The 21880-nt window shown below is 61.0% G+C and carries 22 protein-coding genes and 1 pseudogene; 17 read left to right on the top strand and 6 right to left on the bottom strand.

Annotated elements, in window-relative coordinates; translation table 11 throughout:
* Positions 1-226 precede the first annotated feature (226 nt).
* The 15 genes and pseudogenes from AB4O08_RS23955 to AB4O08_RS23885 all read left to right on the top strand — a co-directional run bounded on the left by AB4O08_RS23955 (position 227) and on the right by AB4O08_RS23885 (position 16057).
* Complete coding sequence (locus AB4O08_RS23955; protein WP_003219575.1) at positions 227-640, top strand: NADH-quinone oxidoreductase subunit A; 414 nt, start codon at positions 227-229, stop codon at positions 638-640.
* 10 nt (positions 641-650) lie between these two features.
* On the top strand, positions 651-1325 hold the full coding sequence (locus tag AB4O08_RS23950; RefSeq protein ID WP_003219572.1) for a NuoB/complex I 20 kDa subunit family protein: 675 nt from the start codon (positions 651-653) through the stop codon (positions 1323-1325).
* A 72-nt stretch (positions 1326-1397) separates the two neighbouring features.
* Positions 1398-3182: an NADH-quinone oxidoreductase subunit C/D gene (nuoC, locus tag AB4O08_RS23945; RefSeq protein ID WP_021492763.1), complete on the top strand. Its 1785-nt coding sequence runs from the start codon at positions 1398-1400 to the stop codon at positions 3180-3182.
* Positions 3183-3184: 2 nt separating this feature from the next.
* Entirely contained in the window at positions 3185-3682 is a 498-nt protein-coding gene (nuoE, locus tag AB4O08_RS23940; protein WP_003174721.1) for an NADH-quinone oxidoreductase subunit NuoE, read from the top strand.
* Positions 3679-5034 carry an NADH-quinone oxidoreductase subunit NuoF gene (gene nuoF / locus AB4O08_RS23935; protein ID WP_003174722.1) on the top strand — a complete coding sequence of 452 codons (1356 nt, stop codon included), beginning with the start codon at positions 3679-3681 and terminating at the stop codon, positions 5032-5034. Before nuoE ends, nuoF begins: the two co-directional genes overlap by 4 nt.
* Before the next feature lie 135 nt (positions 5035-5169).
* Positions 5170-7884 carry an NADH-quinone oxidoreductase subunit NuoG gene (gene nuoG, locus AB4O08_RS23930; RefSeq protein ID WP_010209579.1) on the top strand — a complete coding sequence of 905 codons (2715 nt, stop codon included), beginning with the start codon at positions 5170-5172 and terminating at the stop codon, positions 7882-7884.
* On the top strand, positions 7881-8888 hold the full coding sequence (nuoH, locus tag AB4O08_RS23925; protein ID WP_003174724.1) for an NADH-quinone oxidoreductase subunit NuoH: 1008 nt from the start codon (positions 7881-7883) through the stop codon (positions 8886-8888). The genes nuoG and nuoH overlap by 4 nt, the downstream gene beginning before the upstream one ends.
* Positions 8889-8899: 11 nt before the next feature.
* A complete protein-coding gene (gene nuoI, locus AB4O08_RS23920) occupies positions 8900-9448 on the top strand; it encodes an NADH-quinone oxidoreductase subunit NuoI (protein ID WP_003174725.1) in 549 nt (182 codons plus the stop codon).
* Between the two features lie 9 nt (positions 9449-9457).
* Entirely contained in the window at positions 9458-9961 is a 504-nt protein-coding gene (gene nuoJ / locus AB4O08_RS23915; RefSeq protein ID WP_003174726.1) for an NADH-quinone oxidoreductase subunit J, read from the top strand.
* Between the two features lie 2 nt (positions 9962-9963).
* On the top strand, positions 9964-10272 hold the full coding sequence (gene nuoK, locus AB4O08_RS23910) for an NADH-quinone oxidoreductase subunit NuoK (protein ID WP_003174727.1): 309 nt from the start codon (positions 9964-9966) through the stop codon (positions 10270-10272).
* Positions 10269-12122: an NADH-quinone oxidoreductase subunit L gene (gene nuoL, locus AB4O08_RS23905; RefSeq protein ID WP_021492765.1), complete on the top strand. Its 1854-nt coding sequence runs from the start codon at positions 10269-10271 to the stop codon at positions 12120-12122. Before nuoK ends, nuoL begins: the two co-directional genes overlap by 4 nt.
* A 39-nt stretch (positions 12123-12161) precedes the next feature.
* Positions 12162-13694 carry an NADH-quinone oxidoreductase subunit M gene (gene nuoM, locus AB4O08_RS23900; protein ID WP_010209575.1) on the top strand — a complete coding sequence of 511 codons (1533 nt, stop codon included), beginning with the start codon at positions 12162-12164 and terminating at the stop codon, positions 13692-13694.
* Between the two features lie 7 nt (positions 13695-13701).
* On the top strand, positions 13702-15165 hold the full coding sequence (gene nuoN / locus AB4O08_RS23895; RefSeq protein WP_012724956.1) for an NADH-quinone oxidoreductase subunit NuoN: 1464 nt from the start codon (positions 13702-13704) through the stop codon (positions 15163-15165).
* A gap of 237 nt (positions 15166-15402) precedes the next feature.
* Positions 15403-15753, top strand: a pseudogene (locus AB4O08_RS23890) (toxin).
* A complete protein-coding gene (locus AB4O08_RS23885; RefSeq protein ID WP_045791932.1) occupies positions 15743-16057 on the top strand; it encodes a helix-turn-helix domain-containing protein in 315 nt (104 codons plus the stop codon). The pseudogene AB4O08_RS23890 and the gene AB4O08_RS23885 overlap by 11 nt, the downstream one beginning before the upstream one ends.
* Before the next feature lie 61 nt (positions 16058-16118).
* Here AB4O08_RS23885 and AB4O08_RS23880 read toward each other — a convergent pair whose 3' ends face one another.
* Positions 16119-16871, bottom strand: a complete 753-nt coding sequence (locus tag AB4O08_RS23880; RefSeq protein ID WP_010209570.1) for an outer membrane beta-barrel protein — start codon at positions 16869-16871, stop codon at positions 16119-16121.
* Between the two features lie 133 nt (positions 16872-17004).
* Complete coding sequence (locus AB4O08_RS23875; RefSeq protein WP_021492767.1) at positions 17005-17832, bottom strand: arylamine N-acetyltransferase family protein; 828 nt, start codon at positions 17830-17832, stop codon at positions 17005-17007.
* Positions 17833-17952: 120 nt separating this feature from the next.
* Here AB4O08_RS23875 and AB4O08_RS23870 point away from each other — a divergent pair, with 120 nt between their 5' ends.
* The gene (locus AB4O08_RS23870; protein WP_010209566.1) at positions 17953-18189 is read left to right on the top strand and encodes a DUF6555 family protein; all 237 of its coding nucleotides are present in this window, start codon (positions 17953-17955) and stop codon (positions 18187-18189) included.
* 31 nt (positions 18190-18220) lie between these two features.
* Here AB4O08_RS23870 and AB4O08_RS23865 read toward each other — a convergent pair whose 3' ends face one another.
* Complete coding sequence (locus tag AB4O08_RS23865) at positions 18221-18421, bottom strand: DUF6021 family protein (RefSeq protein WP_010209565.1); 201 nt, start codon at positions 18419-18421, stop codon at positions 18221-18223.
* Between the two features lie 14 nt (positions 18422-18435).
* Complete coding sequence (locus tag AB4O08_RS23860) at positions 18436-18612, bottom strand: hypothetical protein (protein ID WP_010209563.1); 177 nt, start codon at positions 18610-18612, stop codon at positions 18436-18438.
* Positions 18613-18725: 113 nt separating this feature from the next.
* Between AB4O08_RS23860 and AB4O08_RS23855 the strand changes: the two genes are divergently transcribed.
* Positions 18726-19247, top strand: coding sequence for a DUF3087 family protein (locus tag AB4O08_RS23855; RefSeq protein WP_010209560.1), 522 nt, complete (start codon positions 18726-18728; stop codon positions 19245-19247).
* Positions 19248-19288: 41 nt separating this feature from the next.
* On the opposite strand, the gene AB4O08_RS23850 is transcribed toward AB4O08_RS23855, so the two are convergent.
* A complete protein-coding gene (locus tag AB4O08_RS23850) occupies positions 19289-20419 on the bottom strand; it encodes an MFS transporter (RefSeq protein ID WP_045791930.1) in 1131 nt (376 codons plus the stop codon).
* Between the two features lie 46 nt (positions 20420-20465).
* Complete coding sequence (locus AB4O08_RS23845) at positions 20466-21830, bottom strand: MFS transporter (protein ID WP_010209557.1); 1365 nt, start codon at positions 21828-21830, stop codon at positions 20466-20468.
* Positions 21831-21880 lie beyond the last annotated feature (50 nt).

The raw sequence follows: 21880 nt of genomic DNA, 5'->3' as shown, positions 1-21880 counted from the left end.
ACAAAACTTAATTGTTCAAAAGCCCGCTAATGCCCACACCATAAGGGCTACAGCCCCAAGAAGGTGCACTATGTCCTTATTCCATCGAATAATTTCGCCATAGGAATTTTACTTGCCCGGTGTTTAGCCATAAAATCACCGCGATTGATTGCAGTGCGACATATCGTCACTGCATCGTTACTTTTTCGAGCTCAGAGACCTTTGCTCTCTGTTAAGGATTTCCAGCATGACCGAAGCGACAGGACTCATGGCCCACAACTGGGGCTTTGCCATTTTCCTCCTCGGTGTTGTCGGCCTCTGCGCCTTCATGCTCGGCGTCTCCAGCCTCCTCGGGTCAAAAGCCTGGGGCCGCAGCAAAAATGAACCGTTCGAGTCCGGCATGCTGCCTACAGGTGGCGCCCGCTTGCGGCTCTCAGCCAAATTCTATCTGGTCGCGATGCTGTTCGTGATCTTCGATATCGAAGCCCTCTTTCTCTTTGCCTGGTCTGTGTCCGTCCGCGAAAGCGGCTGGACCGGATTCGTCGAAGCCCTCGTTTTCATAGCAATTCTGTTGGCAGGCCTTGTCTACCTATTTCGAGTGGGCGCCCTTGACTGGGCTCCGGAAGCTCGTCGTAAGCGGCAAGCGAAGCTGAAACAATGAGGCTTTGGCGATGCAATACAATCTCACCAGGATCGACCCGGATGCTCCTAACGAGCAGTACCCCATCGGCGAACGGGAAACCGTTTCCGACCCGTTAGAAGACCAAGTCCACAAAAACATCTACATGGGCAAGCTGGAAGACGTGCTGAGTGGCGCGGTCAACTGGGGACGTAAGAACTCCCTGTGGCCGTACAACTTTGGTCTTTCGTGCTGCTACGTGGAAATGACCACCGCCTTCACGGCGCCCCACGACATCGCGCGCTTTGGCGCCGAAGTTATCCGGGCATCACCGCGTCAGGCGGATTTCATGGTTATCGCCGGAACCTGCTTTATCAAGATGGCGCCGATCATTCAGCGTCTCTACGAGCAAATGCTCGAGCCGAAGTGGGTTATCTCCATGGGTTCGTGCGCCAACTCCGGTGGCATGTACGACATCTACTCCGTTGTTCAAGGGGTGGACAAGTTCCTGCCCGTGGACGTCTACGTGCCTGGCTGCCCGCCCCGCCCTGAAGCATTTCTGCAAGGCTTGATGCTGTTGCAGGAATCGATTGGCAAGGAGCGTCGCCCACTTTCCTGGGTTGTCGGAGATCAAGGCGTTTACCGCGCCGAGATGCCGTCACAAAAGGAACAGCGCCGCGAACAGCGTATTCAGGTCACCAACCTGCGCAGCCCCGACGAAGTCTGATCCAGCACCGATTCTTTTATAGAACGAAAACCTGGCTTCATTCTTTACGTTGACCGAAAGCGATAAAAAACCATGACTACAGGCAGTGCTCTGTACATCCCGCCTTATAAGGCAGACGACCAGGATGTGGTCGTCGAACTCAATAACCGTTTTGGCCCTGACGCCTTCACCGCCCAGGCCACACGCACCGGTATGCCGGTGTTGTGGGTCGCGCGTGCCAAGCTTGTCGAAGTCCTGACCTTCCTGCGCAACTTGCCCAAGCCGTACGTCATGCTCTATGACCTGCATGGCGTGGACGAGCGTCTGCGCACCAAGCGCCAAGGCTTGCCGAGCGGCGCCGATTTCACCGTGTTCTACCACCTGATGTCGCTGGAACGTAACAGCGACGTGATGATCAAGGTCGCCCTGTCGGAAAGCGACTTGAGCATCCCGACCGTGACCGGTATCTGGCCGAACGCCAGCTGGTACGAGCGTGAAGTCTGGGACATGTTCGGCATCGACTTCCCCGGCCACCCGCACCTGACACGCATCATGATGCCGCCCACCTGGGAAGGTCACCCGCTGCGCAAGGACTTCCCTGCCCGCGCCACCGAATTCGATCCGTTCAGCCTCAACCTTGCCAAGCAACAGCTTGAAGAGGAAGCGGCGCGTTTCCGTCCGGAAGACTGGGGCATGAAACGCTCCGGCACCAACGAGGACTACATGTTCCTCAACCTGGGCCCGAACCACCCTTCGGCCCACGGCGCCTTCCGTATCATCCTGCAACTGGACGGCGAAGAAATCGTCGACTGCGTACCGGACATCGGCTACCACCACCGTGGTGCCGAGAAGATGGCCGAGCGTCAGTCGTGGCACAGCTTCATCCCGTACACCGACCGTATCGACTACCTCGGCGGCGTGATGAACAATCTGCCGTACGTGCTCTCGGTCGAGAAACTCGCTGGCATCAAGGTGCCGGACCGCGTCGACACCATCCGCATCATGATGGCCGAGTTCTTCCGGATCACCAGTCACCTGCTGTTCCTGGGGACCTATATCCAGGACGTCGGCGCCATGACCCCGGTGTTTTTCACGTTCACCGACCGTCAGCGCGCCTACAAGGTCATCGAAGCCATCACCGGTTTCCGCCTGCACCCGGCCTGGTACCGCATCGGCGGCGTGGCCCACGACCTGCCGAATGGCTGGGATCGCCTGGTCAAGGAATTCATCGACTGGATGCCCAAGCGTCTGGACGAGTACCAAAAGGCTGCGCTGGATAACAGCATCCTCAAGGGCCGTACCATCGGCGTCGCCCAGTACAACACCAAAGAGGCCCTGGAATGGGGTGTCACCGGTGCTGGCCTGCGCTCCACCGGCTGCGATTTCGACCTGCGTAAAGCGCGCCCGTACTCGGGCTACGAGAACTTCGAATTCGAAGTCCCGTTGGCGGCCAATGGCGATGCCTACGACCGCTGCATCGTGCGCGTCGAAGAAATGCGCCAGAGCCTGAAGATCATCGAGCAATGCATGCGCAACATGCCGGCCGGCCCGTACAAAGCGGATCACCCGCTGACCACGCCGCCGCCGAAAGAGCGCACGCTGCAGCACATCGAAACCCTGATCACGCACTTCCTGCAAGTTTCGTGGGGCCCGGTCATGCCGGCCAACGAATCCTTCCAGATGATCGAAGCGACCAAGGGTATCAACAGTTATTACCTGACGAGCGATGGCGGCACCATGAGCTACCGCACCCGGATCCGTACCCCAAGCTTTGCCCACTTGCAGCAGATCCCTTCGGTGATCAAAGGCGAGATGGTCGCGGACTTGATTGCGTACCTGGGTAGTATCGATTTCGTTATGGCCGACGTGGACCGCTAAGCATGAACAGCACGCTTATCCAGACAGACCGTTTCACCCTCAGTGAAACCGAGCGCTCGGCCATCGAGCACGAGCTGCATCACTACGAAGACCCGCGCGCGGCGTCGATCGAAGCCTTGAAGATCGTGCAGAAGGAACGTGGCTGGGTGCCGGACGGCGCCCTCTACGCCATCGGCGAGATCCTCGGCATCCCTGCCAGCGACGTTGAAGGTGTAGCCACGTTCTACAGCCAGATCTTCCGTCAGCCAGTGGGCCGCCACATCATTCGCGTGTGCGACAGCATGGTCTGCTATATCGGCGGCCACGAATCCGTGGTCAGCGAAATCCAGAACAAGCTGGGCATCGGCCTCGGCCAGACCACCCCGGACGGCCGCTTCACGCTGCTGCCGGTGTGCTGCCTGGGCAACTGCGACAAGGCGCCGGCGTTGATGATCGACGACGACACATTCGGTGACGTGCAGCCCGCTGGCGTGACCCAATTGCTCGAGGGCTACCCATGACCCTGACTTCTTTCGGCCCGGCCAACCTGATCAAGCGTTCGCCTGAGACCCACCCGCTGACCTGGCGCCTGCGTGACGATGCCGAGCCCGTGTGGCTAGACGAGTACCAGGCCAAGAATGGTTACGCCGCTGCGCGCAAAGCCTTCGCCGACATGGCCCAGGACGACATCGTCCAGACCGTGAAAGACGCCGGCCTCAAAGGCCGCGGCGGTGCAGGCTTCCCCACGGGCGTAAAGTGGGGCCTGATGCCCAAAGACGAATCCATCAACATCCGCTACCTGCTGTGCAACGCGGATGAAATGGAGCCGAACACCTGGAAAGACCGCATGCTGATGGAGCAACTGCCCCATCTGCTGATCGAAGGCATGCTGATCAGCGCCCGCGCGCTGAAAACCTACCGTGGCTACATCTTCCTGCGTGGCGAATACACCACCGCCGCCAAGCACCTCAACCGTGCCGTGGAAGAAGCCAAGGCTGCTGGCCTGCTGGGCAAGAACATCCTCGGCTCCGGTTTCGACTTCGAGCTGTTCGTGCACACCGGCGCCGGGCGTTATATCTGCGGTGAAGAAACCGCACTGATCAACTCCCTCGAAGGCCGCCGCGCCAACCCACGCTCCAAGCCGCCCTTCCCTGCCGCTGTAGGCGTGTGGGGCAAGCCGACGTGCGTGAACAACGTCGAGACGCTGTGCAACGTGCCGGCGATCATCGCCGACGGCGTGGACTGGTACAAATCCTTGGCCCGCGAAGGCAGCGAAGACATGGGCACCAAGCTCATGGGCTTCTCCGGCAAGGTCAAGAACCCTGGCCTGTGGGAACTGCCGTTTGGCGTGACCGCTCGCGAGCTGTTCGAGGACTACGCCGGCGGCATGCGCGACGGCTACACCTTGAAAGCCTGGCAGCCAGGCGGTGCCGGTACCGGTTTCCTGCTCCCTGAGCACCTCGATGCACAAATGTATGCCGGCGGCATCGGCAAGGTGGGCACCCGGATGGGTACCGGCCTGGCGATGGCGGTGGACAACACCGTGAACATGGTCTCGCTGCTGCGCAACATGGAGCAGTTCTTTGCCCGTGAATCCTGCGGCTTCTGCACCCCATGCCGCGACGGCCTGCCCTGGAGCGTGAAGCTGCTGATGGCCCTGGAAAACGGCGAAGGCCGCGAGGGTGATATCGAAACCCTGCTGGGCCTGGTCGGTTTCCTCGGCCCAGGCAAGACCTTCTGTGCTCACGCACCGGGCGCCGTGGAGCCATTGGGCAGCGCCATCAAATACTTCCGCTCGGAGTTCGAAGCCGGCATCGCGCCTACCAGCGCCGCCGTCCCGCCTCTGGCAAGGCCGATCGTAGTCGGCGCGTAACGCTTTAAAAGGCGAAGGGTCCGTGCCCTTCAACTGCTCATGGGCTGACGCCGTAAAGGCTGTGTTGATGCCCATGAATAACAAGATTCCATTAGCCACGCCCGCTGACAACGGGCCAACGAAGAACTTTGAACCATGGCCACTATCCACGTAGACGGCAAAGCGCTCGAAGTCGATGGGGCAGACAACCTGTTACAGGCATGTCTCTCACTAGGCCTCGACATCCCGTATTTCTGCTGGCACCCCGCGCTTGGTAGCGTCGGTGCCTGTCGCCAGTGCGCGGTCAAGCAATACACCGACGAGAACGACACCCGTGGTCGTATCGTCATGTCCTGCATGACCCCAGCCACCGACAACACCTGGATCTCCATCGACGATGAAGAATCCAAGGCGTTCCGCGCCAGTGTCGTCGAGTGGCTGATGACCAACCACCCCCACGACTGCCCGGTCTGTGAGGAAGGCGGTCACTGCCACCTGCAAGACATGACGGTGATGACGGGTCACAACGAGCGCCGTTATCGCTTCACCAAGCGTACCCACCAGAACCAGGACCTCGGCCCGTTCATTTCCCACGAAATGAACCGCTGCATCGCCTGCTATCGCTGCGTACGCTTCTATAAGGACTACGCCGGCGGCACCGACCTTGGCGTTTTCGGCGCCCACGACAACGTGTACTTCGGTCGCGTTGAGGACGGCGTGCTCGAAAGCGAGTTCTCCGGCAACCTCACCGAGGTCTGCCCGACCGGTGTGTTCACCGACAAGACCCACTCCGAGCGCTACAACCGTAAATGGGACATGCAGTTCGCCCCGAGCATCTGCCATGGCTGCTCCAGCGGTTGCAACATCTCTCCGGGCGAGCGCTACGGCGAACTGCGTCGGATCGAAAACCGCTTCAACGGTTCGGTCAACCAATACTTCCTGTGCGACCGTGGCCGTTTCGGCTATGGCTACGTCAACCGCGAAGACCGCCCACGCCAGCCGCTGCTGGCCGGCGGCGCGAAGCTGAGCACCGACGAGGCCCTGGATAAAGCCGCCGAGCTGTTGCGCGGCCGCAACATCGTTGGTATCGGTTCGCCGCGCGCCAGCCTCGAAAGCAACTTCGCGTTGCGCGAGCTGGTGGGTGCCGAGCACTTCTACTCCGGTATCGAAGCCGGTGAGCTGGAGCGCATCCGCCTGGTCCTGCAGGTGCTGAACGACAGCCCGCTGCCCGTGCCGAACATGCGCGACATCGAAGACCACGACGCCATCTTCGTGCTCGGTGAAGACCTGACCCAGACCGCCGCCCGCATCGCCCTGTCGCTGCGCCAGTCGGTCAAAGGCAAGGCCGAAGACATGGCCGACGCCATGCGCGTCCAGCCTTGGCTCGACGCCGCGGTGAAAAACATCGGCCAGCACGCGCTGAACCCGTTGTTTATCGCCAGCCTGGCTGAAACCAAGCTCGACGACATCGCCGAAGAATGCGTACACGCAGCACCAGACGACCTGGCCCGCATCGGTTTCGCCGTGGCCCACGCCCTCGACGCCAGCGCACCGGCTGTCGAAGGCCTGGACACCGAAGCCGTCGAACTGGCCCAGCGCATCGCCGACGCCCTGCTGGCAGCCAAGCGTCCATTGATCATTGCTGGCACCTCCCTGGGTTCCAAGGCGCTGATCGAAGCCGCTGCCAACATCGCCAAGGCGTTGAAGCTGCGCGACAAGAACGGCTCCATCAGCCTGGTCGTGCCGGAAGCCAACAGCCTTGGCCTGGCCATGCTTGGCGGCGAGTCCCTGGACGCAGCCCTGCAAGCGGTCATCGACGGTAAAGCCGACGCCATCGTGGTGCTGGAAAACGACCTGTACACCCGCACCGATGCCGCCAAGGTTGACGCTGCACTGGACGCCGCCAAGGTCCTGATCGTCGCCGACCACCAGAAGACCGCTACCAGCGACCGCGCCCACCTGGTGCTGCCAGCCGCCACCTTCGCCGAAGGCGACGGTACCCTGGTCAGCCAGGAAGGCCGCGCGCAGCGCTTCTTCCAGGTGTTCGATCCGAAGTACATGGACGCCAGCATCCTGGTTCACGAAGGCTGGCGCTGGCTGCATGCCCTGCGCTCGACCCTGCTGAACCAGCCGATCGACTGGACCCAGCTCGACCACGTCACCGCCGCCGCTGCGGCAAGCGCGCCGCAGCTGGCACGTATCGTCGACGCTGCACCGTCCGCCGCGTTCCGCATCAAGGGCATGAAACTGGCCCGTGAACCGCTGCGTTACTCCGGTCGTACCGCCATGCGTGCCGATATCAGCGTGCATGAACCACGTACCCCGCAAGACAACGACACCGCGTTCGCCTTCTCCATGGAAGGCTACTCGGGTTCGGCCGAACCGCGTCAGCAGGTGCCATTCGCCTGGTCGCCGGGCTGGAACTCGCCGCAGGCCTGGAACAAGTTCCAGGACGAAGTCGGTGGTCACATCCGCGCTGGCGACCCGGGCACCCGCCTGATCGAAACCCAGGGCGACTCGTTGAACTGGTTCGCCGCCGTACCGCGTCCGTTCAACCCGGCCCAGGGCACCTGGCAGGTTGTGCCGTTCTTCCACCTGTTCGGCAGCGAAGAGACTTCGTCCAAAGCCGCACCGGTTCAAGAACGTATCCCGACTGCCTACGTATCCGTGGCCAAGTCCGAAGCCGACCGCCTGGGCGTCAACGACGGGGCCCTGCTCAGCCTGAACGTGGCCGGCCAGACCCTGCGTCTGCCGCTGCGCATCAATGATGAGTTGGGTGCCGGCCTGGTTGCACTGCCGAAAGGCCTCGCCGGTATTCCACCGGCGATCTTTGGCAAAACCGTTGACGGTCTGCAGGAGGCAGCGCAATGACCTGGTTCACCCCTGAAGTGATCGACGTGATCATCTCGGTCGTCAAGGCCATCGTGATCCTGTTGGCCGTGGTCGTCGCGGGCGCCCTGCTCAGCTTCGTCGAACGTCGCCTGCTGGGCTGGTGGCAGGACCGTTACGGTCCGAACCGCGTTGGCCCGTTTGGTATGTTCCAGATCGCCGCCGACATGCTGAAAATGTTCTTCAAGGAAGACTGGACCCCGCCGTTTGCCGACAAGGTGATCTTCACCCTGGCACCGGTCGTGGCCATGAGCGCCTTGCTGATCGCCTTCGCGATCATCCCGATCACCCCGACCTGGGGCGTGGCGGACCTGAACATCGGCTTGCTGTTCTTCTTCGCCATGGCCGGTCTTTCGGTCTACGCGGTGCTGTTCGCCGGGTGGTCGAGTAACAACAAGTTCGCCCTGCTGGGTAGCTTGCGGGCGTCGGCCCAGACCGTGTCCTACGAAGTGTTCATGGGCCTCGCGCTGATGGGCATCGTGGTGCAGGTCGGCTCGTTCAACATGCGCGACATCGTCGAGTACCAAGCGCAGAACCTGTGGTTCATCATTCCGCAGTTCTTCGGCTTCTGCACCTTCTTCATCGCTGGCGTCGCCGTGACTCACCGTCACCCGTTCGACCAGCCGGAAGCGGAACAGGAACTGGCCGACGGTTACCACATTGAATACGCCGGCATGAAATGGGGCATGTTCTTCGTTGGTGAGTACATCGGCATCATCTTGATCTCGGCCCTGCTGGTCACGCTGTTCTTCGGCGGCTGGCACGGTCCATTCGGCATCCTGCCGCAGTTGGCGTTCTTCTGGTTCTTCCTGAAGACCGCGTTCTTCATCATGTTGTTTATCCTGCTGCGCGCTTCCATTCCGCGTCCACGATACGACCAGGTGATGGATTTCAGCTGGCGCTTCTGCCTGCCACTGACCCTGATCAATTTGCTGGTGACTGCTGCCGTTGTGTTGTTGAACACGCCAGCGGCCGCGGTTCAGTGAGGATTTGACCCATGTTCAAATATATTGGCGACATCGTTAAGGGTACCGGTACCCAGTTGCGAAGCCTGGTGATGGTGTTCGGTCACGGCTTCCGCAAACGCGACACCCTGCAATACCCGGAAGAAGCGGTGTACCTGCCGCCGCGCTATCGCGGCCGCATCGTGCTGACCCGCGACCCCGATGGCGAGGAGCGTTGCGTAGCCTGCAACCTCTGCGCCGTGGCGTGCCCGGTGGGTTGCATCTCCCTGCAGAAAGCTGAAACCGAAGACGGTCGCTGGTACCCGGACTTCTTCCGCATCAACTTCTCGCGCTGCATTTTCTGCGGCCTCTGCGAGGAAGCTTGCCCGACCACCGCAATCCAGCTGACACCGGATTTCGAGATGGCCGAGTTCAAACGTCAGGACCTGGTGTACGAGAAAGAAGATCTGCTGATCTCTGGTCCCGGTAAAAACCCTGATTACAACTTCTATCGTGTTGCAGGTATGGCCGTTGCCGGTAAGCCGAAAGGCGCCGCACAAAACGAAGCCGAGCCGATCAACGTGAAGAGCTTGCTGCCTTAAGGAAGAAAGATGGAATTCGCTTTCTATTTCGCATCGGGTATCGCGGTTGTGTCCACGCTTCGCGTGATCACCAACACCAACCCCGTGCACGCCCTGCTCTACCTGATCATTTCGCTGATCGCCGTGGCCATGACCTTCTTCAGCCTCGGCGCACCGTTCGCCGGTGTACTGGAAGTGATCGCCTACGCTGGCGCCATCATGGTGCTGTTCGTGTTTGTGGTGATGATGCTCAACCTGGGGCCGGCTTCGGTCGCCCAGGAGCGCGTCTGGCTCAAGCCCGGCATCTGGCTCGGCCCGGTTGTGCTGGCAGCGCTGCTGCTGGGTGAACTGCTGTATGTGCTGTTCGCTCACCAGAGCGGCCAGGCCATCGGCCACACCACCGTAGACGCGAAAGCCGTGGGCATCAGCCTGTTCGGCCCGTATCTGCTGGTGGTCGAACTGGCTTCGATGCTGCTGCTCGCTGCAGCCATCACCGCCTTCCACTTGGGCCGCAACGAAGCCAAGGAGCAATGACGATGCCTGCTATCCCTTTGGAGCATGGTCTGGCGGTCGCCGGCATCCTGTTCTGCCTTGGCCTGGTCGGCCTGATGGTCCGCCGTAACATTCTGTTCGTGTTGATGAGCCTGGAAATCATGATGAACGCCGCGGCACTCGCGTTCATCGTTGCGGGTGCACGTTGGGGCCAGCCGGATGGACAAGTCATGTTCATCCTGGTGATCAGCCTGGCAGCCGCCGAGGCCAGCATTGGCCTGGCGATCCTGCTGCAACTGTATCGTCGCTTCCACACGCTTGATATCGACGCTGCCAGTGAGATGCGCGGATGAACATGATCTTTCTGACTTTCGTATTCCCCCTGATCGGTTTCCTGCTGCTGTCGTTCTCTCGCGGGCGCTGGTCGGAAAACCTCTCGGCCTTGATCGGCGTGGGCTCCATTGGCCTGTCGGCCATTGTGGCCGCCTACGTCATCTGGCAATTCAACGTGGCGCCGCCGGAAGGCGGTCACTACACCCTGGTGCTGTGGCAGTGGATGTCGGTGGAGGGCTTCAAGCCCAACTTCGCCCTCTACGTCGACGGCCTGTCGATCACCATGCTGGGCGTGGTTGTCGGCGTGGGCTTCCTGATCCACCTGTTCGCGTCCTGGTACATGCGCGGTGAAGCGGGTTACTCGCGCTTCTTCTCGTACACCAACCTGTTTATCGCCAGCATGCTGTTCCTGGTGCTCGGCGATAACCTGTTGTTCCTGTACTTCGGCTGGGAAGGCGTGGGCCTGTGCTCGTACCTGTTGATCGGTTTCTACTACAGCAACCGCAACAACGGTAACGCGGCACTCAAGGCGTTCATCGTCACCCGCATCGGCGACGTGTTCATGGCCATCGGCCTGTTCATCCTGTTCCAACAAGTGGGCACGCTGAACATCCAGGAACTGCTGGTGCTGGCACCGCAGAAATTCCAGGTCGGTGACTTCTGGATCACCCTGGCCACCCTGATGCTGCTGGGCGGCGCCGTGGGCAAATCCGCGCAACTGCCACTGCAAACCTGGCTGGCGGACGCGATGGCCGGCCCTACCCCGGTTTCCGCACTGATCCACGCGGCAACCATGGTAACTGCCGGTGTCTACCTGATCGCCCGTACCCATGGCCTGTTTACCCTGGCGCCGGACATCCTGCATCTTGTAGGCATCGTCGGTGGCGTGACCCTGGTACTGGCCGGCTTCGCCGCGCTGGTGCAGACCGACATCAAGCGGATCCTCGCCTACTCGACCATGAGCCAGATCGGCTACATGTTCCTGGCCCTGGGCGTTGGCGCCTGGGACGCGGCGATCTTCCACCTGATGACCCACGCCTTCTTCAAGGCCCTGCTGTTCCTTGCTTCCGGTGCGGTGATCGTTGCCTGCCATCACGAGCAGAACATCTTCAAGATGGGCGGCCTGTGGAAGAAACTGCCATTGGCCTACGCCAGCTTCATCGTCGGTGGTGCCGCACTCGCAGCCCTGCCGTTGGTGACCGCCGGTTTCTACTCCAAGGATGAAATCCTCTGGGAAGCCTTTGCCAGCGGTAACCAGAACCTGCTGTATGCAGGCCTGGTGGGTGCGTTCATGACCTCGCTGTACACCTTCCGCCTGATCTTCATCACCTTCCACGGTGAAGCCAAGACTGAAGCCCACGCAGGTCACGGCATCTCGCACTGGTTGCCATTGTCGGTGCTGATCATCCTGTCGACTTTCGTTGGCGCCATGATCACCCCGCCGCTGCACGGTGTGTTGCCACAAAGCGTCGGTCATGCCGGCGGCGAAGCCCAGCACAGCCTGGAAATCGCGTCGGGCGCCATTGCTATCGCCGGTATCCTGTTGGCGGCCCTGCTGTTCCTCGGCAAGCGTCGCTTCGTGACAGCCGTGGCCAACAGTGGCATTGGCCGTTTCCTGTCGGCCTGGTGGTTCGCTGCCTGGGGCTTCGACTGGATCTACGACAAACTGTTCGTCAAGCCTTACCTGGCTATCAGCCACATTTTGCGTAAAGACCCGCTTGACCAAACCATCGGTTTGATCCCGCGTGCCGCCAAGGCCGGTCACACCGCCTTGAGCCGCAGCGAGACGGGTCAATTGCGTTGGTATGCAGCTTCCATGGCGGCAGGTGCCGTTTTGGTGATCGGCGCCATCGTCGTGGTAGCGGTCTGATATGAACTTTGCGAACTTGCGAAAGGAAACGAGCCTGTCATGATTCTGCCCTGGCTAATCCTGATCCCCTTCATCGGCGGCCTGCTCTGCTGGATGGGTGAACGCTTCGGCGCCACCCTCCCCCGCTGGATTGCGTTGCTGACCATGTCCCTGGAACTCGCACTCGGCCTTTGGCTGTGGGCCCATGGCGACTATTCATTTGCTCCGGCACCGGGTGTCGATCCCACCTTCGCGCTTGAATTCAAGCACGTGTGGATCCAGCGCTTCGGCATCAACGTGCACCTGGCCCTCGACGGCCTGTCGCTGTTGATGATCCTGCTGACCGGCCTGCTGGGTATCCTCTCGGTACTCTGCTCCTGGAAAGAGATCCAGCGTCATGTGGGCTTCTTCCACCTGAACCTGATGTGGATCCTGGGCGGCGTCGTCGGCGTGTTCCTCGCCCTTGACCTGTTCATGTTCTTCTTCTTCTGGGAAATGATGCTGGTGCCGATGTACTTCCTCATCGCGCTCTGGGGTCACAGTTCTTCGGACGGCAAGAAAACCCGGATCTACGCAGCGACCAAGTTCTTCATCTTCACCCAGGCTTCCGGCCTGATCATGTTGGTGGCGATCCTGGGTCTGGTACTGGTCAACTTCAACAACACCGGCGTGATTACCTTCAACTACGCCGACCTGTTGAAAACCAAGATGTCGCTGACCACCGAGTACATCCTGATGCTGGGCTTCTTCATCGCGTTCGCGGTGAAGCTGCCGGTGGTGCCATTCCACTCCTGGCTGCCTGACGCTCACGCCCAGGCGCCGACCGCCGGCTCCGTGGACCTGGCCGGTATCTTGCTGAAAACCGCTGCCTACGGCCTGCTGCGTTTCGCCCTGCCGCTGTTCCCGAATGCCTCGGCCGAATTCGCGCCGATCGCCATGACCCTCGGTCTGATCGGGATCTTCTACGGTGCGTTCCTGGCCTTTGCGCAAACCGACATCAAGCGTCTGATCGCCTTCTCGTCCGTTTCCCACATGGGCTTCGTACTGATCGGCATCTACTCCGGCAGCCAACTGGCACTGCAAGGCGCAGTGATCCAGATGTTGGCCCACGGTGTCTCGGCCGCTGCCCTCTTTATCCTGAGTGGCCAGTTGTACGAGCGCCTGCACACCCGTGACATGCGTGAAATGGGTGGCGTGTGGTCACGCATCGCGTACCTGCCGGCGATCAGCCTGTTCTTCGCCGCCGCGTCGCTGGGCTTGCCAGGCACCGGTAACTTCATCGGCGAGTTCCTGATCCTGATGGGTGCCTTCGTGCAAACGCCGTGGATCAGCGCCATTGCAACGTCCGGCCTGGTGTTCGGTTCGGTCTACTCGCTGATCATGATCCACCGCGCCTACTTCGGCCCGGCCAAGTCCGACACCGTCCTGCAAGGGATGGATGCTCGCGAACTGATCATGGTGCTCGGCCTTGCGGTGCTGCTGATTTACATCGGCGTGTACCCGCAACCGTTCCTGGACACTTCTGCCGCGACGATGCATGGCGTGCAGCAGTGGTTCGGCACCGCCTTCTCTCAACTCGCTTCGGCCCGGTAAGAGCGCTATGGAATTCACGATCCAACACTTTATCGCGCTTGCGCCGCTGCTGATTACCAGCCTTACCATCGTGGTGGTGATGCTGGCGATCGCCTGGCGCCGCAATCACTCGCAAACGTTCCTGCTGTCCTGTGCCGGTCTCAACCTGGCCCTGCTGTCGATCATCCCGGCCCTCAAGGTCGCGCCTCTGGCGGTAACGCCATTGATGATGGTGGATGACTTCGCACTGCTGTACATCGCGCTGATCCTGGTCGCGACCCTGGCCTGTGTCACCCTCGCCCACGCCTACCTTGGCGAAGGCGGTACCGGTTACCCAGGCAACCGCGAAGAGCTGTACCTGCTGATCCTGCTGGCTGCGGCCGGCGGCATCGTGCTGGTCAGCGCGCAGCACCTGGCGGGCCTGTTCATCGGCCTGGAACTGCTGTCGATCCCGACTTACGGCCTGGTGGCCTACGCCTTCTTCAACAAGCGCTCCCTGGAAGCCGGCATCAAGTACATGGTGCTGTCGGCTGCCGGTTCGGCGTTCCTGTTGTTCGGTATGGCCCTGCTCTATGCAGAAGCTGGCAACCTGAGCTTCACCGGTATCGGTCACGCCCTGGCGGCCACCAGCATGCCTGCGCCGATTGCCCAACTGGGCCTGGCCATGATGCTGATCGGCCTGGCATTCAAGCTGTCGCTGGTGCCCTTCCACTTGTGGACCCCGGACGTGTACGAAGGCGCCCCGGCGCCGGTGGCTGCGTTCCTGGCCACTGCGTCGAAAGTGGCTGTGTTTGCGGTGATGGTGCGTCTGTTTCAGATCTCCCCTGCCGCCAACACGGGTGTGCTGAGCACCGTACTGACCGTGATCGCCATCGCGTCGATCCTGTTCGGCAACCTGCTGGCCCTGACCCAGAACAACCTCAAGCGTCTGCTGGGTTACTCGTCCATCGCTCACTTCGGCTACCTGCTGATCGCCCTGGTGGCGAGCAAAGGCCTGGCCGTGGAAGCCATGGGCGTGTACCTGGTCACCTACGTGATCACGAGCCTTGGCGCATTCGGCGTGATCACGCTGATGTCCTCGCCGTTCAAAGGCCGTGACGCCGACGCCCTGTATGAATACCGCGGCCTGTTCTGGCGCCGTCCATACCTGACTGCCGTACTGACCGTGATGATGCTGTCCCTGGCCGGTATTCCGCTGACGGCGGGCTTCATCGGCAAGTTCTACATCGTCGCTACCGGTGTTGAAGCCCACGAATGGTGGTTGGTTGCCTCCCTGGTACTGGGCAGCGCCATCGGCGTGTTCTACTACCTGCGCGTGATGGTCACCCTGTACCTGATCGAGCCAAACCTGCGCCGTGTGGATGCCGAGTTGCACTGGGAACAGAAAGCCGGTGGCGTCATGCTGCTGGCCATCGCCCTGCTCGCGTTCTTCCTGGGCGTGTACCCACAACCGTTGCTCACCCTGGTGCAGCACGCGGTGCTGGGCGTTTGATCGCTTAGCGGATGCGGTAAACAAAACGGCGCCTTCGGGCGCCGTTTTGCGTTTCTGGGGCCGGTGCTTTTACCCTCCCCTGCTCACGGAAATGTCCTCCTCCAGCTGCCTCCTTATCTGGCATCTACCCGATGGAGGCCGCCGTATGGTGTTTGCGTTCTAGGAAAGTTCCCACAGCAAGGTCACTTGACCCAAGGCGCGCGGGCCACCAAACTATACGCAGGCTACGTACAGAACATGGATGCTCTATTTATCGAACTGCCGGCCTTCGAGCGGCATCGCAAGGACTATCTGAGTGACGAGCTTTTCCACGGTTTTCAACAGGCGTTGATGAAGAACCCGGAAGCGGGAGACGTGATCGAGGGAACAGGCGGGTTACGCTAGGTTCGCTTTGTCGACGAACGACGCAACAAAGGCCAGCGCGGTGGCCTGCGGGTCATTTACTACGGGTGGTCAGGCGGCACGCAATTCTGGTTATTCACCCTGTACGGCAAACACGAACAGGACGACCTGACGCCACAGCACAAAAAAGCCCTAAAACACATGCTGGACAGGGAAATCAAAGCGAGAACACATCATGAAACGTGAAATCTTTTCCGAACTGGTCGAAGGCTTCGACGCCCTGACAAGCGAACGCCAAGGCAAAGTCACCCTGCGGACCCACAAGGTTCATCTCAACAACCTGGAGCCGCTCACCGCAGAGGAAGTGGTCGCCGTGCGTCAACAGCTCAACCTCTCCCGTGCCGTCTTCGCCATGTACCTGCGCACCAACACGCGTACGCTGGAGAACTGGGAGCAAGGCCGGGCTAAACCAAATGCCCAGGCCGCCACCCTGATTCGCCTGGTGGCGCGTTTTCCTGAGACCGTGGCACAACTTGCTGCGTTGGGTTGATCTGCAATTGTCCCCAAAAAAAACGCCCCGAACATTCGGGGCGTTTTCCATTGCAACGGTATCAGAACGCGATACCGACCTTGAACCCGTACTCATCACGCTTGAGCTTGGTGTTGTCGGCCACCTCGGAATTACCGTCAAGCTTATACTCGGTGCGGGTGTAGTACAGGCCCGCGACCACCGGCAGGTCGCCTTTCTGGTTCATCAGCAAGCTGACTTCGGCGTAAGGGTTGGTGCGGTCCTTGAGGTCCACGGTGTCGCTGCCAAAATCTTCCACCTTGAGCTTGGTGCGGCCGTCGATAGTGCGACGGGCGCCCGCTTCGACACGCAGGGTCATGTCATCGAACTGGTGGTTGTAGCCCAGGGCCGCCTTGGCGAACGGCGACTTGTTGGTAAGTTTCACGTCGAGGTCGTTGATCTCTGGCTCGTAGCGCGTCCAGCTGTAGCCACCGCCGACGATCACGTCGACAAAGTTGCGCGCATCCAGCGCGGCACGCCAACCGAGGTCCAGGTCAGCCTGGCCTTCCTTCAGTTTGTTGTCGCTCTTTTCACCGTACTTGGCTTCGATACCGGCCTGGTAGATAAAGCCGGATTCAGCGGTGAGCTTATTGCCGAAGTTGTAGAACAGGCCAGCTTCAGGCATGTGGCTCTTGTCGCTTTCGCTGCCGTCTTCGAATTTGAAATCGTTGTAGCTGCCCTGGATCCCGAAGGTAGAAATCGGGTCGGTGGACGGTGCGGCAAACACCGCGGCAGGCGCAGCAACCAGCGCCAGCAGCGAGGAACCCTTGAGGAATTTTCCGAATAGCTTGGACATCGTTTTACATCTCCTTGTTTGGTGAGCAAATTATTCAGGAACCGGTTCGAACCCCGGTGGATGCCAAAGGTTCGAATTAATTTGCGCTAATTTGGAGGTAAAACGGTTCAGCGAAGGCTCTATCTCAATGCTTCTATGAATTCGGCACTGTCAAGCCATCAAGGGCAGTCCGCAGTGCCGCCCTGACCGGCACGCAAATCCCGAAGACTTCAGTCAACAGCTGCAGCACCTCATCGGCACTGACGAGGGTGCGCTTTTCACTCGGCCGGTCCAGGTAGTGAATTGCATAGTTGGCGTTGTTCAGGGTATGACGCTCACCCGCAGCCAACCGCGCGACTTTCAACTGGCCGACGAAGACCGAGTCCGGGTGGGTGGAGACATACCAGTTGCCGATTTCATAATCGATGGTCGCCTGCACTTGCAGATCGAACACATACAACCCACGCCATTCATTGGCCACTTGCACCCACAGGGTGTAACTGTCGTGCCCGTCGAAGGTCACGCGATAGGGTTCGTGCGCGGTGGCCTGCACCACCTCGGTGTCCAACAGCAACGGGCTGCTGGGCACCATGCCGCCGAAGCCGACGTCGGTGATGTAACGCACGCCATCCAGGGTCACCAGGCTCAAACGATGGGTACGCGCCGTGCGCGCATCCGGCGGCCCACCCATCACCACCCGCCCCGTGATGCCGCGAGCATCAAAACCGAGCTCCTGCAACAGCGCCAGGAACATCTGGTTCAACTCATAGCAATAACCGCCCCGCCCCTCCAACAGCACTTTTTGCTCGACGCTGGCCAGGTCGATAGGCACCGGCAAGCGCATCAGGCTGGAGAGGTTCTCGAAGGCAAAGCTGCACACATGGCGCAGTTGCAGATCCTGCAAGGTGCGCAGGCTCGGCGCTGGCGGCGAGTCATAGCCCAGGCGTTGCAGGTAGAGGCGGCTATGGGTCAGCAGTGACATGGCGCAATCCTTCGGCACGGGATAAAGGCGACACTATGCCGCGCCAACGAGCAGATTGTCATTTTGAATGAACCTTTTAGAACGCTGCCCTATCCATCTATAACAACACAGGGAGGCAACATGAGTACCGCAAAAATCTACACCATCAATTACCAGCTGCACGGCAAACCGAAATCCTTTGTGGTGCGCGCCGAAGTGATGAACAACGCCGAGGCCTGGCACTGGGCGGCGGTGGATGCCGATATCGCGCATGTGAGCCGCGTGGGGCGGGTCGGGCATGAGCAGGTGAAGAAGACGACTCGACCGTGGGCGGAGAAATTCGGGATTACCGACGTCACTTGGATAGCGCCCAAGTAAACGAAAGCCCCGCACATGGGCGGGGCTCGCTTTATGGCTTCAAGTCGCCCAATGGATCATAGGGCGGCTTTTTTTCATCCTTGCCTTTTTTGTCCTTATCCAACGGCGCAATCGCCGGCCCTACCGGATCCACCTGCGGATCCGACACATCCGGCGAATCGGGATCGAACCCCAATTCGTCCTTACCACTGGAATGCTCGCCCGAAGCCGGGCCTTTTGGCGTATTACTCACGGCGTTCTCCTCATTCAGAGCGGACGGGCCTTGTCATGCAGGTTTTCCAGGTCTTCCTCGACGCGTTCCACGTCATCGTTCTGACGCTCCGCCGGGTCGTTGGGGCGCAACGCGTCGTTGTCGCGCTCTTCTTCGCCGGGTGTGCGGTCAGGGTTCGGGGTGCCGGGTGGTGGCTGGTTGTAGTCGGACATGATGCTTCACCTCAGTGGGTCTACACAGGTTTAGAGAAACCGCTATGCGCCAACGTTCAACTTGTTTGCCCAGGCGTGAGATGATGCCCGCCCCTTCTGGAGACATGAACCGGATGTTCGAGCTCAAACCCTGCGACCCCGTCACCTTCCGTCAACAGACCCGACGTAGTACGTTGATCGTGGCGGTGCTGTTCCTGGCCCTGGCCATGTTGCTGTCGAGCCTGGCGGTGATGCTGTTTGGCGAGCCTGGCGGAGACAACTTGCGCTTCAATGTCGGCGGGGTGTTCGCCGGAGTGTTGATCACGGTGGCGCTGGTGCGCGGCCCGTTCTGGACCCAGCCGTGGCTGGCGGCGGCGGTGTATGGCTGGCAACTCAAGCGCAACCTGATGAGCGTGACCAATGTAATGCACAAGGTCACGGAGCGGGTGCAGGCGAATGATCCGACGGCGCTGAAGGTGCTGCGCTTTTATCACTTGGGCCTGACGCAGATGCATGAGCTGGACGCCAACTCCAGCGCCCAGGTGCAACTGGTCGCTGAGGTCGAGGCACATAAGGCCAAGATGCAGGCGCAGGGGCTCGATACCGAGCAGACCCGGTTCGACCCCGCGTGGCTGGACACCTTTAAAACCGCTTAGGCCAGCGCACCTACGCAGTCTCCTTGATGCCCCCCATATCGTCAGTTGGGCATCTTTGTCCGCCAACAGAACACGGCACTTACGGCAATGGCAGCACCCGCCAGGCCAAACACCCAGGGGGCCGAGGCAATCGGCAGCAACAGGCCGGCGAGTAATGGCCCGAGGCCGGCGCCGATATCGCGCCACACGGCATTCGAGGCCAGGGCCGACACGCGCATGGACCCTGGGTTGCGCTCGGCCACCAATGTCGTCACCAGCGGCAGTTGCAGGGCGCGCAGCACCAGCACCGCCGCCGCACCGACAATCACCCAGTAGCTGCCGAACGCGATCAGGGCCAGGGCACTGAGGAACGAAAACAGCAGCAACATCGAGGTCGCGCCGAAACGCTGGGCTGCGCGCCCCCCCAAGGGGCTCAGGAGCATTTCCGAGACATAACGCAGCGCCATCAAGCCACCGGCGATCAGCACCGCATCACCGCCCAAGAGCTTCTGTGCCTGGATCGACAGCCCGAAGATAAACAGGCCGTCCAGCGCCACCCCCTCGATAAACGACCACATTGCCACACTGTCCGGCCACTTGAAGCGCCGCCCCGGCGTGCCGTGCAAATCATGCCCGGCCCTAGGCAAACCGCGCGCCATCCACAAGCCCACCAGGCAGCACCCGGCCAGAATCAGAAAGATCGGACGTGGCCCGGCCATCAGTGTCAGCCAGCCGCCCAACGGCAACGCCAGCATCGGTCCCAGGGCAATCAGCGCGCGGGAACGCCCGGCCCGGCGTGCGGCACCGGCTGGCTCCGAAGTGGCCAAGACTTGGGTCGACAGGTTCAACGCAGCAAAACACAGGCCCCACACCAGTCGCAGGCAGAGCAAGGCGGCGAAGCCGGACAACAGCGAGTTGCCCACGGCGCACAGGGTTGCGGCGCCGGCGGCGATCATGCAGGTCAGGCGGTCGCCGTGACGCGCGTAGAAATTGAGCACATGGCGGTAGCCGAAAATCCGCACCAGGCGGTTGGCTGCCAGCAGCACACCGGCCTGGGCCAGGGTAATGCCGAAGGCCTGGGATTCCATCGGCAGCAGCAAGTAGAGCAACACGTCGCTGGGCAGGCATAAAGCCAGGGTCAGTGCGGCGCGGCGGGAGTGGGTATCAGCGGTGCGGAGGGCCAGGCTGGACATAAATCCGAAACATTCCGAAATACTCAGGTCGCCACGGTAGCGTTAATCAGCACTTTTTCCCATAGGGTAACAACCGTAAACCACTGGCCACGGCCCCGACCAAGGCAAATCCACAGCCCAGCCACAGCGCAGATTGCGGACCACTGCCCATGGACAGATGGAAGCACAAGGCCACCAACGACGCGCCCAACGTCTGCCCCAACAACCGCGAAATGGCCACGATGCCACTCGCCCCGCCGCTGCGGGCCAGTGGTGCGCTGGTCATCAACGCCTTGAGGTTGGGCGACTGGAAGAAGCCGAAACCCGCCCCGCACAGCGCCATGCGCCAGCCGATATCCAATGCCGAAGCGCCGCTGCCCAAGGTCGCGAGCGCGGCCATGCCCACGCTGAGCATCAACAGACCGATGCCGCACAGCACGCCCAGGTTCACGCGGTCGGCCAGGCGCCCCGCCACCAGCGCCATCACCGCCACCACCGCGGGCCACGGTGTCATCAGAAAGCCGGTTTCCACCTGGCTATGGCCAAGCACCGCCTGCAACAGGAAGGGCAGCGACACAAACGCCAGGCCCTGGGCGCTGAACGCGCAAATAGCGGTAAGGGAAGACAACGCAAACACCGGGCGCTTGAACAGGTCCAGCGCCAGCATCGGCGCCGGGTGCCCGGCCTGGCGCCGCAGCAACCCTGCACCGCACACCAGCGCCACGGCGATCAGGCCCAAAGTCAACGCACCCTGGGCGCCGTGCACCGCCGTACCCAGGCCGAGTACCAGCAAGGCAAACAGCCCCGCACACAACACGGCCGCAAAGCGGTCGAAGGCATGCCCGGTCATCGGCAAGGTCGGCAACGAGCGCAGGCCCAACGCCAGCGCCAGCACACCCAACGGCACATTGATCAGGTACAGCCAGTGCCAGGTCGCCACCGACAGAATCGCTGACGCCGCCGTCGGCCCAAGGGTAAATGCGAGCCCCACCACCAGGGAGTTATACCCCAGCCCCCGACCCAGCATGTTTGACGGGTAAATATGCCGCAGCAACGCCGTGTTCACGCTCATGATCGCCGCCGCGCCCAGCCCCTGCACCACCCGCGCCGCCGTCAGGGTGACCAGTGAGCCGGCCAACCCGCAAAACAGCGATGAGACAATAAACAGCAGCAACCCGCCGAGGTACACCCGGCGATGCCCCAGCACATCACTGAGGGACGCAAACGGCAGCACCGTGGCAATGATCGCCAACTGGTAGGCATTCACCACCCAGATCACCGAGGCGGAATCGGTGCCAATCCCCTCGGCCAGGGTCGGCAACGCCGTGTTGACGATGGCGGTGTCCAGGGTCGCCATGCCAATCCCCAGGGAGATCGCAATCACGGCCGGCAGGCGTTTATTGAGGGGCAACCCATCGGCAACAGAAGACATGGACAATCCGCGCAAGTGACAAAGGCTTTTAGATTAAGGGCTGCGGCGAA

This window comes from Pseudomonas sp. H3_E07 (genome assembly GCF_054668895.1).
This window is presented reverse-complemented; position numbering and strand designations above follow the sequence as displayed.